The organism is Blastococcus sp. TF02A-30, assembly GCF_003319185.1.
In the GTDB taxonomy this organism is placed as follows: domain Bacteria; phylum Actinomycetota; class Actinomycetes; order Mycobacteriales; family Geodermatophilaceae; genus Blastococcus.
The window spans coordinates 29,603-43,987 of sequence record NZ_QOHJ01000008.1 but is presented as its reverse complement, the minus strand read 5'-3'; the positions used below and the strand labels follow the sequence as shown (position 1 = coordinate 43,987).

Annotated in this window: 18 protein-coding genes; 10 read left to right on the top strand and 8 right to left on the bottom strand. The window is 75.8% G+C overall.

Annotation, left to right across the window (positions count from 1 at the left end):
- Positions 1-95 precede the first annotated feature (95 nt).
- The 3 genes from DQ241_RS17525 to DQ241_RS17515 all read left to right on the top strand — a co-directional run bounded on the left by DQ241_RS17525 (position 96) and on the right by DQ241_RS17515 (position 2,380).
- The gene (locus DQ241_RS17525) at positions 96-425 is read left to right on the top strand and encodes an ANTAR domain-containing protein (protein ID WP_113831507.1); all 330 of its coding nucleotides are present in this window, start codon (positions 96-98) and stop codon (positions 423-425) included.
- A 92-nt stretch (positions 426-517) separates the two neighbouring features.
- On the top strand, positions 518-1,480 hold the full coding sequence (locus DQ241_RS17520) for a glucosyl-3-phosphoglycerate synthase (protein WP_113831506.1): 963 nt from the start codon (positions 518-520) through the stop codon (positions 1,478-1,480).
- Positions 1,481-1,552: 72 nt separating this feature from the next.
- Positions 1,553-2,380 (top strand): glycerophosphodiester phosphodiesterase family protein, encoded by an 828-nt coding sequence (locus tag DQ241_RS17515; RefSeq protein ID WP_113831505.1) that lies wholly within the window; start codon positions 1,553-1,555, stop codon positions 2,378-2,380.
- Positions 2,381-2,382: 2 nt separating this feature from the next.
- On the opposite strand, the gene DQ241_RS17510 is transcribed toward DQ241_RS17515, so the two are convergent.
- Together DQ241_RS17510 and DQ241_RS17505 are read right to left on the bottom strand one after the other, a co-directional pair.
- On the bottom strand, positions 2,383-3,048 hold the full coding sequence (locus tag DQ241_RS17510; protein WP_113831504.1) for an HAD family hydrolase: 666 nt from the start codon (positions 3,046-3,048) through the stop codon (positions 2,383-2,385).
- Between the two features lie 78 nt (positions 3,049-3,126).
- Positions 3,127-4,242 (bottom strand): NDMA-dependent alcohol dehydrogenase, encoded by a 1,116-nt coding sequence (locus DQ241_RS17505; RefSeq protein ID WP_113831503.1) that lies wholly within the window; start codon positions 4,240-4,242, stop codon positions 3,127-3,129.
- Positions 4,243-4,329: 87 nt separating this feature from the next.
- Here DQ241_RS17505 and DQ241_RS21165 point away from each other — a divergent pair, with 87 nt between their 5' ends.
- Together DQ241_RS21165 and DQ241_RS17500 are read left to right on the top strand one after the other, a co-directional pair.
- Positions 4,330-4,704, top strand: coding sequence for a hypothetical protein (locus DQ241_RS21165; RefSeq protein ID WP_158545960.1), 375 nt, complete (start codon positions 4,330-4,332; stop codon positions 4,702-4,704).
- 52 nt (positions 4,705-4,756) lie between these two features.
- Positions 4,757-5,455, top strand: coding sequence for a TetR/AcrR family transcriptional regulator (locus DQ241_RS17500; protein WP_158545959.1), 699 nt, complete (start codon positions 4,757-4,759; stop codon positions 5,453-5,455).
- Between the two features lie 24 nt (positions 5,456-5,479).
- On the opposite strand, the gene DQ241_RS17495 is transcribed toward DQ241_RS17500, so the two are convergent.
- From DQ241_RS17495 to DQ241_RS17475, 5 genes are all read right to left on the bottom strand, one after another.
- The gene (locus DQ241_RS17495; RefSeq protein ID WP_113831501.1) at positions 5,480-6,076 is read right to left on the bottom strand and encodes a TetR-like C-terminal domain-containing protein; all 597 of its coding nucleotides are present in this window, start codon (positions 6,074-6,076) and stop codon (positions 5,480-5,482) included.
- A gap of 150 nt (positions 6,077-6,226) precedes the next feature.
- Positions 6,227-6,559 carry a hypothetical protein gene (locus DQ241_RS17490; protein WP_113831500.1) on the bottom strand — a complete coding sequence of 111 codons (333 nt, stop codon included), beginning with the start codon at positions 6,557-6,559 and terminating at the stop codon, positions 6,227-6,229.
- A gap of 84 nt (positions 6,560-6,643) precedes the next feature.
- Entirely contained in the window at positions 6,644-7,531 is an 888-nt protein-coding gene (locus tag DQ241_RS17485; protein WP_113831499.1) for a 1,4-dihydroxy-2-naphthoyl-CoA synthase, read from the bottom strand.
- A gap of 22 nt (positions 7,532-7,553) precedes the next feature.
- Positions 7,554-8,207 carry a hypothetical protein gene (locus DQ241_RS17480; RefSeq protein WP_113831498.1) on the bottom strand — a complete coding sequence of 218 codons (654 nt, stop codon included), beginning with the start codon at positions 8,205-8,207 and terminating at the stop codon, positions 7,554-7,556.
- Positions 8,208-8,347: 140 nt separating this feature from the next.
- The gene (locus DQ241_RS17475; RefSeq protein ID WP_113831497.1) at positions 8,348-8,818 is read right to left on the bottom strand and encodes an NUDIX domain-containing protein; all 471 of its coding nucleotides are present in this window, start codon (positions 8,816-8,818) and stop codon (positions 8,348-8,350) included.
- Between the two features lie 107 nt (positions 8,819-8,925).
- Between DQ241_RS17475 and DQ241_RS17470 the strand changes: the two genes are divergently transcribed.
- From DQ241_RS17470 to nagA, 5 genes are all read left to right on the top strand, one after another.
- Positions 8,926-9,390: a MaoC family dehydratase gene (locus tag DQ241_RS17470; RefSeq protein ID WP_113831496.1), complete on the top strand. Its 465-nt coding sequence runs from the start codon at positions 8,926-8,928 to the stop codon at positions 9,388-9,390.
- Positions 9,387-9,950 carry a TIGR00730 family Rossman fold protein gene (locus DQ241_RS17465; RefSeq protein WP_113831495.1) on the top strand — a complete coding sequence of 188 codons (564 nt, stop codon included), beginning with the start codon at positions 9,387-9,389 and terminating at the stop codon, positions 9,948-9,950. Before DQ241_RS17470 ends, DQ241_RS17465 begins: the two co-directional genes overlap by 4 nt.
- A 35-nt stretch (positions 9,951-9,985) precedes the next feature.
- Positions 9,986-10,891 carry an alpha/beta fold hydrolase gene (locus DQ241_RS17460; protein ID WP_113831494.1) on the top strand — a complete coding sequence of 302 codons (906 nt, stop codon included), beginning with the start codon at positions 9,986-9,988 and terminating at the stop codon, positions 10,889-10,891.
- A 111-nt stretch (positions 10,892-11,002) separates the two neighbouring features.
- A complete protein-coding gene (locus DQ241_RS17455; RefSeq protein ID WP_113831493.1) occupies positions 11,003-12,460 on the top strand; it encodes a glycoside hydrolase family 3 protein in 1,458 nt (485 codons plus the stop codon).
- A complete protein-coding gene (nagA, locus tag DQ241_RS17450) occupies positions 12,453-13,598 on the top strand; it encodes an N-acetylglucosamine-6-phosphate deacetylase (RefSeq protein ID WP_113831492.1) in 1,146 nt (381 codons plus the stop codon). Before DQ241_RS17455 ends, nagA begins: the two co-directional genes overlap by 8 nt.
- Before the next feature lies 1 nt (position 13,599).
- Here the strand turns inward: nagA and nagB are convergent, their stop codons facing one another.
- Positions 13,600-14,382: a glucosamine-6-phosphate deaminase gene (gene nagB, locus DQ241_RS17445; RefSeq protein ID WP_113831491.1), complete on the bottom strand. Its 783-nt coding sequence runs from the start codon at positions 14,380-14,382 to the stop codon at positions 13,600-13,602.
- Positions 14,383-14,385 lie beyond the last annotated feature (3 nt).

Genomic DNA, 14,385 nt, shown 5'->3' with positions numbered 1-14,385 from the left:
TCCTGAGCGCTGGTAACGTGAGCGGGCACCGGGCGTCCAAGAGGCGGCGCAAGGAGTCATCGCCTCTTCGGCATCTCGCGCCTGGGACATCCGCTTTGATCCGTCCGCCTTCCGGCGACCCCTCCTCGACCCCCCGGACCGGGGTCGAGGACGTCCCCGTCCTCGACGGGGCCCCGCACGTCTTCCTCCCCGCCGAGGTCACCCGGCTGCGCGGCGAGCTGGCCGCCGCCATCGAGCACACCACCAACCTGGAAGCGGCGCTGGCCACCAACCGGCGCATCGGCATGGCCATCGGCATCCTCATGGCCACCCGCAAGATCGCCGAGGACGTCGCCTTCGAGGCGCTGCGCGACGCGAGCATGCAGCGCAACGAGAAGCTGCGCGACGTCGCCGAGGACGTCATCCACACCGGCACCCTGGAGTAGCCCCGTCCGCGTGGCCGACATCCCCGTGACGAACGCGTGAACACGGCCCGCCGTCCTGGCGGGGGACGGCGCTCATCGTCGACAGTGGGGCGATGAGACCCGACGCCCGCGCCTGGTTCCGGAGCCGCACGTCGTCCGCCACCTCGCTGGCCGGGCTGGACGTGCCCGCGCTGCTGCACGCCAAGCGCCGGGGCGGGCACCGGGTCAGCGTGGTCCTGCCGGCGCGGAACGAGGAGGCGACGGTCGGCCGCCTGGTCACCGACCTCGCCGAGCGCTGGGTGCGCCGCGTGCCGCTGGTCGACGAGCTGCTGGTCGTCGACTCCGACTCCACCGACGCCACCGCCGCCGTCGCGCGGGCCGCCGGCGCCGACGTCGTCGCCACCACCGAGGTGCTGCCCGGCCACGGCACCCGCCCCGGCAAGGGCGAGGCGCTGTGGAAGTCGCTGGCCGCCACCTCCGGCGACCTGCTGGTCTTCCTCGACGCCGACCTCAAGGGCGACGTCGCCCACTACGTGCCCGGCCTGCTGCGGCCGCTGCTCACCGAGCCGCAGGTCCAGTACGTGAAGGGCTGCTACACCCGCCCGCTGGAGGTCGACGGCGTGAGCGTGCCGGCCGGCGGGGGCCGGGTCACCGAGCTCACCGCCCGGCCGCTGCTCAACGCGCTGTGGCCCGAGCTGGCCGGCTTCGTCCAGCCGCTGGGCGGCGAGTACGCCGGCCGCCGCTCGGCGCTCGAGCAGGTGCCGTTCGTCGGTTCCTACGGCGTGGAGGTCGGCCTGCTGGTCGACCTGCTCCGGGAGGGCGGGCTGGGCTCGCTGGCCCAGGTCGACCTCGGCGAGCGCCGGCACACCTCGCAGTCGCAGGAGGCGCTGGGCGCGATGGCCGCGCAGGTGGTGGCCACCGTGCTCGCCCGCAGCGGCGCCCCCGCCGCCAGCGGGCTGCTCACCCAGTTCCGGCACGACGGCACCGGCTTCGTCCCGCGCAGCAGCGCCGTCGACATCGACGAGCGGCCGCCCATGGCCTCGATCCCCGAGTACCGGATGCTGCAGGCGGGCTGATCCGCGGGTCGCCTCGCGCCACGCCCGGCCCTCGGGTGAGGATCCCCGGGTGCCGATCGCCTCCCTCCCCCGGTGACGTCCCCGGAGGTCGTCGCCCACCGCGGCGCCACCAGCGACGCGCCCGAGCACACCCTCGCCGCCTACCGCCTCGCCGCCGAGCTCGGCGCCGACGCCGTCGAGTGCGACGTCCGGCTCACCCGGGACGGCGTCCTGGTCTGCGTGCACGACCGGCAGATCCGGCGCACCTCCAACGGCCGCGGCGTGGTCTCGGCGATGCACCTGGCCGAGCTGGAGCAGTTCCACTTCGGCGCCCGCCGGCCGCGCGGCCGCAGCCGGTGGGCCGACGACGAGATCACCTCGGTCACCGACGAGCCCGACGTCGAGAACGGCCGGGTGCTGACCCTGGAGCGGCTGCTCGACTACGTGACCGCCACCCCCGGCACCGTGCGCCTGGCCATCGAGACCAAGCACCCGACCCGGCACACCCGCAAGGTCGAGGAGGAGCTGGTCGCCTGCCTGCGCCGGTTCGGCCTCCTCGGCTCGGCCGGGCCGGTGGAGTGGGCCGGCCGCCCCGCCGTCCGGGTGATGAGCTTCTCGCAGCTGGCCGTGCGCCGGATGCACGACCTCGCCCCCGGCGTCCCCACCGTCCAGCTGATCGGCAAGCGGCTGCGCCCGGTGCGCCGGGAGCTGCTGTCGGGCGCGGCGACGGCGCTCGGCCCCTCGATCGCCGTGCTGCGCGCCGACCCCGGGTTCGTGGCCGACGCGCACGCCGCCGGCAAGCAGCTGCACGTGTGGACGGTGAACCGCCCGGCCGACATGGAGCTGGCCCGCGAGCTCGGGCCGGACGCGATCATCACCGACCACCCGGCCGAGATGCTGCGCCTCCTCGGCCGGGCGTGAGCTCAGCCCAGGTCGAGGTCGTCCAGCGCGGCGGCGAGGTCACCGGGGGTGTCGTGGATCGAGACGGCGCCGGCCGCGCGCAGCTCGTCGTCCCCGAAGCCGCCGGAGCGGACGACCAGCGCGGGCATCCCGGCCTTCTCGGCGGCCTCCACGTCGAACACCGAGTCGCCGATCATCACGCTCGGGGCGTCCACCGGCTCACCGAGCTTCTCCAGCGCCACCTGCAGCAGGTCCGGCGCGGGCTTGCTCGACTCGACATCGGCGCTGGTGGTCCACGCCTCGGCGAGGTCGCGCAGGTCGAGCAGGTCCAGGGAGTGGTCGACGTGCTCCGCCTGGCCCGAGCTGGCCAGCACCACGCGGTGCCCCCGGTCGCGCAGCGCCACGACGAGGTCCCGCGCGCCCGGCAGCGGGGCGACCTCGTCGATCATCGCGTCGAACTCCTCGGTCCAGCGCTCGCGGGCGCGGTCACCGATCCGCTCCTCGAGCTCGTCCCCGCCCAGCGCGGCCGGCATCCGGTCACCGCCCATCCCGATCAGCCGGTGGATCCGCCAGACCGGGAACGTCTCGCCCAGCGACCGGAACGCCCGGTACCAGGCGAGCGCGTGCTGGTAGTTGGTGTCGACGAGGGTGCCGTCGACATCGAGGACGGCGATGCGCGGAGAGCTCATGCGCCGCCACTGCCCCGAATGAAGCTTTCTGTACCGAAAGCTGCGCCGGAAACGCAGCTTTCGGTACAGAAAGCTGCGTCAGCCGGCGTGGACGAGGAGGCCGCGGACGGTCTCGCCGGCGGCCTGGTCGCGGTAGCCCTGGTTGACCTCGTCGAGCGGGTACCGGCGGGTGATCAGCCGGTCGAGCTCCAGCCGGCCCTCCTCGTGCAGCCGCAGCAGCCGCGGGATGTCGGTGAACGGGTTGCACGAGCCGAACATCGTGCCCTGCACCCGGTGCTCGAACACCGTGGTGACCTGCCCGTTCAGGGTCACCCGCCCGTCCGAGGGGCGGTCGCCGAGCGCCGTGAGCACCAGCGTGCCGCCCTTGCCCAGGCATGCCGCCGCGCCGTCGTGGACCTCGGCGGACATCTTCCCCACGGTGACGACGACGACGTCGGCGCCGGTGCCGCGGGACAGCTCGCGGGCCAGGCCCACCGCCTCGTCGGTCGAGGCCACGGTGCGGGTCGCGCCCACCGTCTCGGCGAACTCCCGCTTCATCGCCACCGGGTCCACGCCGATGACGTGCATCGCGCCCGCGTGCACCGCGCCCTGCACCGCGTTGACGCCGACGCCGCCGAGGCCCACGACCACGACGACGTCGCCGGGGCGCGTGCCGCCCGCGTAGACGGCCGAGCCCCAGCCGGTGGGCACGCTGCAGGCGGTGAGCGCCGCGGTGTCCAGCGGCAGCCAGGGGTCGATCTTCACGCAGGAGAACTCGCTGAGCAGGGTGTGCCGGGCGAAGGCCCCGACCATGCAGAAGCCGCCCAGCTCCTCGCCGTCGAGCGTGTACGGGTACCGGCCGCCCGGCAGCAGCCCGGTGGCGATCGTGGCGCCCTTGTCGCACAGGTTGGACCGGCCGGACGCGCAGAACCGGCAGTGCCCGCAGGCGGGCAGGAAGCTCGTGACGATGTGGTCGCCCGGGGCGACGCCGGTGACGCCCGGCCCCACGGCGGTGACGACGCCGGAGCCCTCGTGCCCGCCCACGATCGGGTACCGGCCACCCGGGTTGGCGTGCCGCAGGTGCTCGTCGGAGTGGCACAGCCCCGCGTAGGCCATCTCGACCAGGACCTCGCCCGGTCCGGGATCGCGGACCTCGAGCTCGACGATCTCGTAGTCCGTGCCCGGCTCCCGCAGCACCGCTGCCCTGGTCCGCATCCCGCGGCCCCTCTCGCTCGACGTCGTCGTCCTGGTCGTCCGGCGGCCATCGTGCCTGGCCGCTCCGGGTGCGGCACCATCGGGCGGGTGCCCGACGACGACGCCGCCCCGACCGAGGTCTGCCCCGGCTGCGGCGCCGTCCTCGCGCCCGCACCCGGTGCCGGGCCCGCCCACCCGGGCGCCTCGGTGTCCTGCACCCGCCTGTTCGAGGTGACGCTGCGCGGCCTGCGCGAGGAGGCGGCCGCCGATGCCGGCGTCGCGGCCGTCGTGCGCGAGGCCGACGCCACCTACGACCTGCAGCACCCGGTACCCCCGGCGGGTGCGCCCCGCGCGTGGCGGACGACGATCGCCGACGTCGCCGCCGACCTGGACGTCATCGACCTCGCGGTGCTGGTGGGCACGTGGCGGCGCACGGTGCTGGAGGACGCGGGCGCACCACGACGGGACGAGAGATATCGATAACGCCCGGTTCCAGCACGAGCACCCGATACTTTCCGTCGCTAAGATCCACACCGTGAGTGAGCTCAGCGACCGGCGCGCGGCGAAGAAGGCACGGACCCGGGAGCTGGTCCGCAGCACCGCCCACCGGCTGTTCGCCGAGCGGGGGTTCGACGCCATGACCATCGCCGACGTGGCCCGCGACGCCGACGTCGCCGTCCAGACCGTCTTCAACCACTTCGCGACGAAGGAGGAGCTCTTCTTCGACGGCCGCACCCCGTGGGTGGCCGGATCCGCCGAGGCCGTCCGGACGCGGACGCCCGGGACCTCGCCGCTCACCGCGCTGCGCGATCACCTGCTGGCCCTGGTCGCCGGGCAGCTCGGCTCGCTGGCCTGCGCGGAGCGACGGTCCTACGTGGCGACCGTCGAGGCGTCGGAGACGCTCCGGGCCCGCGAGCGGGAGCTGGCCGCCGAGGCCGAGCGCCGGCTCGCCGCGGCTCTGCTGGAGGCCTGGCGGGACGAGGAGGCAGCCGGCCGGCCGATGGCGTTCCCGCCCGAGGTCACCGCGCCGCTCGTCGCGGCCATGTGGCTGTCGGCCGTGCGCGTGCTCATCGTCGAGAACCGGGGCCGGGTGGTCACCGGCGAGACCGACGCGGCGACCGTCAGCGCCGCGGTCGAGCACGTCGCCGACCGCGTGCTCGGGCACCTGCACGACGAGGCGCACCGCCTGCACGGGCGGGCGCTCCCCGCCGCCTCCGGGCGCCGCGCGGGCTGAGGCGGCGGTCAGGCGGCGACGCGGTCAGGCGGCGACGGACTCCGCCGCGGGGCGCACCAGCGGGACGAGGACCTCGTCGACGACGCGGTCGACCTGCTCGGCGAGCATCGCGCCGTCACCGGCCGCGGTGAAGCGCTGCCACCAGAAGGCCTCGAGCACCGACCCGAGCAGCGCCAGGCGGGCCGGCGCGATCTCCTCACCGCGGCCCGTCGCGCGCGCACCGATCTCGGCGACCGCGGCGGCGAGCGGGGCGACCAGCGCGGCGTCGAGACCGGCGCGCAGGTCCTCCTCGTGCCGCGCGGCGCCGACGATGCTGGCGACGGCGCGCTCCTCGCGGTCCAGCGGGGTGCCCCACCGGTCGACGAGGGCCCGGAGGTCCGACCCCAGGGAGCCCGTGTCCTCCGGCACCGGGACCAGCTGGAACCGCGAGACGGCGGAGCGGGCGAGGGCGGCCATCGTGGGCCACCGGCGGTAGATGCCGGCCTTGCCCGCCCGCGCGCGAGCGGCGACGCGGTCGCTGTTCAGCCGCCCCCAGCCTTCGTCGGCGAGGATGTCGACGGCGACGGACAGCAGCTGCTCGGACAGCTCGGCGCTGAGCGGGCGTCCCGGAGTTCCGGTCATGGCCGATCCAGGTCCCGGTGGGTCATCTGCACCGCGACATACTTGCCTGTCAGGTGGAGTCACCACAATGACCGGGCGTGAACTCTTCCCCGAGTCGCTGACCTGCATGAAAGGTCATGCAACGCAGGGTTGCGTGACAGGCACCGCAGGTCAGGCGCCGGCGGCGCTCTCGACGTGCACCTTGATGCTGGCGCCGTCGTCGGACAGCCAGCCCTGGCTGCGCGCCTGGGCGACCATCGCGTCCCACTGCTGGATCCAGTCGCCGGCGGTCGCCCGGGGCTCCGCGGCGGCCCGCAGCGCGGCGGCGTCCAGCCACGCGGTCTGCGGATCGGCCAGGCGCCCCAGGCCGGAGCGCTCGAGCACCTCGGCGGCCTCGGTGTCGGTCACCTGGCCGAGGGCCAGGTGCAGCCGCCCGAGGTCGTCGACGTCGACGACCCGCGCCTCCGGGCGCTCGTCCGCCCCCGTGATCACCTCGACGATCACTCCGGCCTCCCCTGCTCGAGCTCTCGGTACCGAGAGCTGGTTCGTCCCCTCAGCTTTCGGTACCGAAAGCTGATCGGCCACTCGTCACACGTGCCAGGGGAAGCGGCTGAAATCGGGGTCGCGCTTCTCGAGGAACGCGTCGCGGCCCTCGACGGCCTCCTCGGCCATGTACGCCAGCCGGGTCGTCTCGCCGGCGAACAGCTGCTGGCCGACCAGGCCGTCGTCGATCAGGTTGAACGAGTACTTCAGCATCCGCTGGGCGGTGGGTGACTTGGCCACGATCTTCCGGCCCCACTCCAGCGCGGTCGCCTCCAGCTCGGCGTGCGGGACGACCCGGTTCACCATGCCCATGGCGTGCGCGTCGGCCGCGGAGTACTCGTCACCCAGGAAGAAGATCTCGCGGGCGAACTTCTGCCCCACCTGGCGGGCGAGGTAGGCCGATCCGAACCCGCCGTCGAAGCTGCCCACGTCGGCGTCGGTCTGCTTGAAGCGCGCGTGCTCGGCGCTGGCCAGCGTGAGGTCGGCGACGACGTGCAGGCTGTGCCCGCCACCGGCCGCCCAGCCGGGGACGACGCAGAGGACGACCTTGGGCATGAACCGGATCAGCCGCTGCGCCTCCAGGACGTGCAGCCGGCCGCTGGAGCCCTCGGCGTGCTCGTAGCCGTACCTGCCCCGCACCCGCTGGTCGCCGCCGGAGCAGAACGCCCACCCGCCGTCCTTGGGGCTGGGGCCGTTGCCGGTGAGGATCACGCAGCCGACGTCGGTGGACAGCCGGGCGTGCTCCAGCGCCGTGATGAGCTGGTCGACGGTCTGCGGCCGGAAGGCGTTGCGCACCTCGGGCCGATCGAAGGCGATCCGGACGACGCCGGCGTCGACGGCGCGGTGGTAGGTGATGTCGCTGAAGTCGAAGCCCTCGACCGGCCGCCACGCGGAGCTGTCGAAGATCTCGGAGACGTCGTCGCGCGCGGTCATGACCCGAACCTAGCCCGCGGGCTCAGCCGCCGAGCAGCCCACCGACCGGCGGCAGCACGCCGTTCACCAGCCGCGACAGGCTGACCAGCACACCGTTGATCACGGTGCAGGGGCAGGGGACGCCGGCGGCGTCCTCCTCGGGCGCCGGCGACGGTTGCTGGGGAGCGGGCTGCTGCGGCGCCGGCTGCTGCGGCGCGGGCTGCTGCGGCTGCTGCTGGGTCGGCTGCTGCTGGGCGGGCTGCTGCTGGGCGGGCTGCTGCTGTGCGGGCTCGGCCGCCGGCCGGCCGGCGCTCGTGCCCGGCACCGCGGCTGCCGCTCCGCCGGATGCCGGTGGGACCGCGGCACTTGTCCCCGCACCGCTCCCGGCGGTCCAGCCGGTCGTGCCACCGCCGGAGCCGCCGTCCCCCACCGCCGTGCCACCGCCCACGTCAGGGGAACCGGTGCCGCCGCCGGCGGGTGCGCCCGGGGCGTCCGGCGCCGGCCGCTGCGCGGACTCGGTGGCCAGGCCGCCACCACCACCGCCGCCGCCGGGCGTGCCCGCACCGCCGCCCTCGCCCGTGCCGCCGGTGAAGACGTCGTCGTCCGGCGTGCTGGTCGACGTGCCGCCCGACCCGCCGGACAGGACGGCGGCCAGCGGCGCGGCGACGAGCAGCGCCGCGCACACGGCGGCGAGCACCAGCAGGAGGCGCGCCGCCCGCCGACGGTCGGGAGCTCGGTGACGTGCAGGGCGGGACAGGGCCGGCTCCTCGGGGTGCTCGGGTGGTGCAGGGTGCTCCGTGCCAGTGCCCCGGGCGGTACCGCATCACACCTGACGCGCTACCCCGCCCCGCCCAGCAGCGGCCGCAGCCGGTCCAGCGACGCCGCCAGGCCCGGGTGCAGCGCGACGGCGTCCAGGTCGGCCAGCGGCCACCAGGCGACGCCGTCGCTCTCGCCGTCCAGCCGGAGCTCGGCGGCGGCGATCGGCCGGGACGGCCGGGCGAGCACCGTCGTGTAGGCCCAGCCGCCGTGGTCGTCCACCGAGCGCGCCCCGAGGACGACGTCGTCGCGGGTCAGGCCGAGCTCCTCCTCCACCTCGCGCAGCGCCCCGTCGGCCGGCGTCTCGCCCACGTGCAGCGCACCACCCGGCGTCCCCCAGGTGCCGCCGTGGTGCGACCACCAGGCGCGGTGCTGGAGCAGGACCTCCACCCCGTCGCCGTCGTCGCGGTGCAGGAACAGACCGGCCGCGCCGGCGCGCCCCCAGTGCTTGTGCCCCTGGGCGCAGAACGTCCAGCCGTCGGTCGACTCCACGCCCTCCAGTGAACCGGCTCCGCGACGCCGGTGCTCCCGGAGCCCGGACGACCCGGAGCACTAGGTTGCAGGAGGCATCCCGCGCGTCCGACGGAGGAACCCCAGGCATGAGCACCACGACGACGATGGCCGAGCTGTCCGGGCTCGAGGGCAGCGAGCTGGGCACCAGCGGCTGGGTCGAGGTCACCCAGGAGGCCGTCAACCTGTTCGCCGACGCCACGGGCGACCACCAGTGGATCCACGTCGACGTCGCGCGCGCCACCGCCGAGAGCCCCTTCGGCGGCCCGATCGCGCACGGCTACCTCACCCTGTCGATGCTGCCGGTGCTGTTCACCCAGGTGCTCACGGTCACCGACACGACCATGGGCGTGAACTACGGCCTCAACAAGGTCCGGTTCCCCTCCCCCGTGCCGGTCGGCGCGAAGCTCCGGCTCACCGCGACGCTCACCAGGGTGGAGGAGATCACCGGCGGCAAGCAGCTCACCTTCAGCTGCGTCATCGAGCGCGAGGGCGGCGACAAGCCGGTCTGCATCGCCGAGCCGGTCTACCGGTACTACGGCGGCGGGGCGTGAGGGTCGCCGTCTTCACCGGATCGCACGCGGGTCCGCCCGCGCACGCCGCGGCCGCGGCCGCCTTCGCCACCGACCTGGCCCGCGCCGGGGTCGGCATCGTCTACGGCGGCGGCAAGGTCGGGCTGATGGGCGTGGTCGCCGACGCCGCGCTGGCGGCCGGCGGCGAGGTCGTCGGCGTCATCCCGCAGCACCTGGTCGACGACGAGGTGGCCCACCCCGGCCTGCCGCGGCTGGAGGTCGTGCAGTCCATGCACGAGCGCAAGGCGGTGATGGCCGACCTGGCCGACGTCTTCGTCGCGCTGCCGGGCGCCGCCGGCACCCTCGAGGAGCTGTTCGAGGCCTGGACCTGGGGGATGCTCGGCCTGCACGCCAAGCCGACGGCGCTGGTCGACGTCGACGGGTTCTGGCAGCCGCTGCTGGCCCAGCTCCGCCGCATGGTGGACGACGGCTACCTCGACGCGGCCCGGCTCGACGCGCTCGGCGTGGTCGAGGACGCCGCCGGGCTGCTGCGCTTCGTCGAGGGCTACCGGCACCCCGGCCGCAAGTGGCAGAAGGTGTAACCCCTCGGCAACACGATCCGTGGTGCACTGGGGCCGTGCCGTCGACGCCGCTGCCGCGCGAGTCCCGGGTGGTGCACGGGCACCGGCGCGCCTTCGTGCGCGCCGGCGACGGCCCACCCCTGCTGCTCCTGCACGGCATCGGCAACACCGCCCAGACCTGGGCCGGCGTCATCGACCGGCTGGCCGCCTCGCACACCGTCATCGCGCCCGACCTGCTCGGGCACGGCTCCTCGGACAAGCCGCGCGGTGACTACTCCGTCGCCGGCTACGCCAACGGCATGCGCGACCTGCTCTCGGTGCTCGACATCGAGCAGGTGACCGTCGTCGGGCACTCCCTCGGCGGCGGCATCGCGCTGCAGTTCGCCTACCAGTTCCCCGAGCGGTGCCAGCGGCTCGTGCTGGTCAGCAGCGGCGGCCTCGGCCCGGAGCTGGGCCTGCCGCTGCGCGCGGCGACGCTGCCGGGCAGCGAGGCCGTGCTCACGGCGCTCACCCACCTGCCCCTGCCGCTGCGCACCGGGATGCGGCTGCTGGACGCGTTCGGCCGGGCGATCGGCTGGCACCGGGCCCGGGACCTCGCCGAGGCCGGTGACGCGATGCTCGCGCTGCACGACGTCGAGGCCCGCCGGGCGTTCCTGCGCACGCTGCGCAGCGTCGTCGACGCCCGCGGCCAGTCGGTCACCGCGATCGACCGGCTCTACCTGGCCGAGGCCATCCCGATGCTGGTCATGTGGGGCGACCGCGACCCGATCGTGCCGCCCGAGCACGCCGAGACCGTGCGCCGGCTGGTGCCGTCGGCCCGGGTCGAGGTGTTCCGCGACGCGGGGCACTGGCCGCACCTGGCCGATCCCGAGCGCTTCGCCCGGGCGCTGCTGGAGTTCATCGACACCACGCAGCCCGTCGTCCACGACCGCGACGGCTGGCGCGCCCTCCTCTCGCGCTGACCCGGAATGGCGCGCGCCGGCCATTTCCGCTCTCCCCGGGACACCTTTTCCGTGCGATGATCACCGCCGCGCCGGAAATGGCGACACCTCCCCGACGACGAGCAGAGGGCCATGTCCGAGATCGACGCGCTGGTGAATGGCTGCCTGATGCCCGGATTCGCCGGCACGGCTGTTCCGGAATGGGTGCCGGACGCGCTCGGCGAGGGGCTGTCGGGGGTGTGCCTCTACGGCCAGAACCTCGCCGGCGCCGCCGACGGGACCGCCCGGGTCGCCGAGCTGACCGCGGCGGTCCGCGCCGCCCGGCCCGACGCGCTCGTCGCCCTCGACGAGGAGGGCGGCGACGTCACGCGCCTGGAGTACCTCACGGGCAGCCGCTACCCCGGCAACCTGGCTCTCGGCGTGGTCGACGACGAGGCGCTCACCGAGGCGGTGGCGCGATCCATCGGCCGCGACCTGCGCCGGGTCGGCGTGGCCGTCGACTTCGCCCCTTCGGTGGACGTCAACAGCGATCCGCGCAACCCGGTGATCGGCGTGCGCTCCTTCGGCGCCGATCCCGCGCTGGTGGCGCGGCACGGCGCTGCCGCGGTCCGCGGGCTGCGCGCGGCCGGGGTCGCCGCCACCGCCAAGCACTTCCCCGGGCACGGCGCCACCACCGTCGACAGCCACCTCGGGCTGCCGGTCATCGACGTCGACGAGGCGGTCTTCCGCGGCCGGGAGCTCCCCCCGTTCACCGCCGCCGTCGCGGCCGGGGCGGACCTGGTCATGACCTCGCACGTCGTCTTCCCGGCGCTCGACGACCGGCCGGCCACCCTCAGCCGCCGGATCCTGGTCGACCTGCTCCGCGGCGAGCTGGGCTTCGCGGGGGTGGTCGTCACCGACGCCCTGGACATGGCCGGTGTCCGGGCCGCGCACGGCATCCCGGAGGCCGGTGCCCTCGCCCTCGCCGCCGGCGCGGACCTGCTGCTGGTGGGCGCGGAGGACGGCGAGGAGCACTGCGCGGCGATCCGGGCGGCCGTGGCCGCCCACCTCCGCGCGGGCACGCTGACCGAGGAACGGCTGCGCGAGGCGGCCGGACGGGTGACCGCGCTCCGGGAGCGGCTGGCGGCGGCCGCCGCGCCGCCCGCCGAGGACGGCGACGGGATCGGTGCCGAAGCCGCCCGCCGGGCGCTGCGCAGCCGCGACCTGGTCCCGCTCCCGGCGCCCGCGGTCGTCGTCGAGCTGCGGGCGGAGGCGAACATGGCCGTCGGGGAGGCCAAGTGGAGCCTGGCCGAGCCGCTCGACGCCCTCGGGCTGATGGCCGAGCCGGTGACCGTCCGGGAACCCGGCCCGTCCGCCGAGGACGTGCTGGCCCGCGCCGCCGGCCGGCCGCTCGTCGTCGCCGTCCGCGACGCCTGCCGCAGCCCGTGGCAGGAGACGTGGCTGCGCGCGCTCACCGGGCAGCGACCCGACGCCGTCACCGTCGCGCTCGGCCTGCCCGACGACCTGCGGCTGGTGCCCGGCCCGGCGCTGGCCACGCACGGCGCCGCCCGCGCGTGCACCGACGCGGCGGCGGAGGCGCTCCGTGGCTGAGCCGAGCACCGTCCTGGCCGGGGCGCGGAAGGTGGACGCCGACGGCGTGGTCGACGACGCCTGGGTGCGGTTCGCCGGCGCGGTCGTCGAGAGCACCGGCACCGGCGCCCCGCCGCCCGCCGACGAGGTGGTGCGCCTCGACGGCGCGTGGCTCGCCCCCGGCTTCGTCGAGCTGCACGTGCACGGCGGCGGCGGGCACTCCGCCGAGGACGGCGCCGACGCGATCCGGGGTGCGCTGGCCCTGCACCGGGCGCACGGGACGACGCGCTCGCTGGTCAGCCTGGTGTCCGGGCCGCTCGACCGGCTGGCCGCCGGGCTGGCCGCCGTCGCCGAGGTCGCCGCGCACGAGCCGGCGGTGCTCGGCGCGCACCTGGAGGGCCCGTTCCTCGCGCCGTCCCGGCACGGGGCGCACGACACCCGGCACCTGCGGCCCCCGGACCCGGCCGCCGTCGACCGGCTGCTGGACGCCGGCCGGGGCGTGCTCCGCCAGATCACCCTCGCCCCCGAGCTGCCCGGCGGCCTGGACGCCGTGCGCGCCTTCGCGGCCGCCGGCGTCACCGTCGCCGTCGGGCACACCGAGGCCGACCTCGACCTCACCGCCCGCGCGGTCGACGCCGGCGCGAGCCTGCTCACGCACGCGTTCAACGCGATGCCGGGCCTGCACCACCGCGCGCCCGGGCCGGTCGGCGCGGCGCTCGAGGACCCGCGGGTCACCCTCGAGCTGGTGCTCGACGGCCGGCACGTCCACCCCGCCGCCGCGCGGGTGCTGTTCGCCGCCGCGCCCGGCCGGGTCGCGCTGGTCACCGACGCCATGGCGGCGGCCGGGGCGGCGGACGGCGGCTACCGGCTCGGCGACCAGGACGTGCAGGTCACCGCCGGGGTCGCCGTGCTCGCCGGGACCGGCACGCTGGCCGGCTCCACCCTCACCCTGGACGCGGCCCTGCGCACCGCCGTCGAGGTCCTCGGCCTCGACCCCGCCGAGGCGGTCGCCGCCCTCACCGCGACCCCGGCGCGGGCGCTCGGGCTCGACGACCGGTTCGGCCGGCTCGCCCCCGGCATGGCCGCCGACGCCGTCGTCCTGGACCGCGACTGGCGGGTGCGCGCGGTCTGGGCCGGCGGCCGGCGGGTGACCGGCTGAGTCAGGCGCCCTGCCAGCCCGGCTTGTGCGCGTAGGTGTACCGGTAGTAGTCCGCCAGCCGGAGCCGCGAGGCAGCTGCCTCGTCGACCAGGACGGCGGCCCGGCGGTGCAGCTGCAGCGCCGACGCCGGGCACATGCTGCTCAGCGGGCCCTCCACGGCCGCGGCCACCGCCTCGGCCTTCGCCTCGCCCTGCGCCACCAGCAGCAGCTCGCGCGCCTCGAGGATCGTGCCCAGCCCCTGGGTCAGGCAGTGCGTGGGCACCTCGTCCGGGTCGTCGAAGAAGCGCGCGTTGTCCGCCCGCGTGCGCGGGGCCAGCGTCTTGATCCGGGTCCGCGACGCGAACGACGACGTCGGCTCGTTGAAGCCGATGTGCCCGTTGGCGCCGATGCCGAGCAGCTGCACGTCCACCCCGCCGGCGGTGGCGATCGCCCGGTCGTACTCCTCGGCGGCCGCCGCCAGGTCGGCCGCCCGCCCGTCGGGCACGTGCACCCGCGCGGGGTCCATGCCGAGCGGCTCGGTGACCGTCCGGCGGATCACCGAGGCGTAGCTCTCCGGGTGCTCCCGCGGGATGCCGACGTACTCGTCCAGCGCGAACCCGGACGCCCGGGACAGGTCGAGCTCGCCGGCGGCCACGGCCGCGGCCAGCCGGGCGTAGGTGCCGGTCGGCGACGAGCCGGTGGCCAGGCCGAGGACCGCGTCGGGACGACGGCGCACCACCGCGGCGACCCGGTCGGCCGCCAGCCGCGCCACCGCGTCGGCGTCGGGAAGGATCACCACCTCCACGGG

Coding starts and splice junctions, on each gene's coding strand:
- DQ241_RS17485 (WP_113831499.1), bottom strand. CDS start 7,531: ATGACCGCGCGCGACGACGTCTCCGAGATCTTCGACAGCTCCGCGTGG.
- DQ241_RS17455 (WP_113831493.1), top strand. CDS start 11,003: ATGTCCGAGATCGACGCGCTGGTGAATGGCTGCCTGATGCCCGGATTC.
- DQ241_RS17495 (WP_113831501.1), bottom strand. CDS start 6,076: ATGACCGGAACTCCGGGACGCCCGCTCAGCGCCGAGCTGTCCGAGCAG.
- DQ241_RS17470 (WP_113831496.1), top strand. CDS start 8,926: ATGAGCACCACGACGACGATGGCCGAGCTGTCCGGGCTCGAGGGCAGC.
- DQ241_RS17520 (WP_113831506.1), top strand. CDS start 518: ATGAGACCCGACGCCCGCGCCTGGTTCCGGAGCCGCACGTCGTCCGCC.
- DQ241_RS17510 (WP_113831504.1), bottom strand. CDS start 3,048: ATGAGCTCTCCGCGCATCGCCGTCCTCGATGTCGACGGCACCCTCGTC.
- DQ241_RS17505 (WP_113831503.1), bottom strand. CDS start 4,242: ATGCGGACCAGGGCAGCGGTGCTGCGGGAGCCGGGCACGGACTACGAG.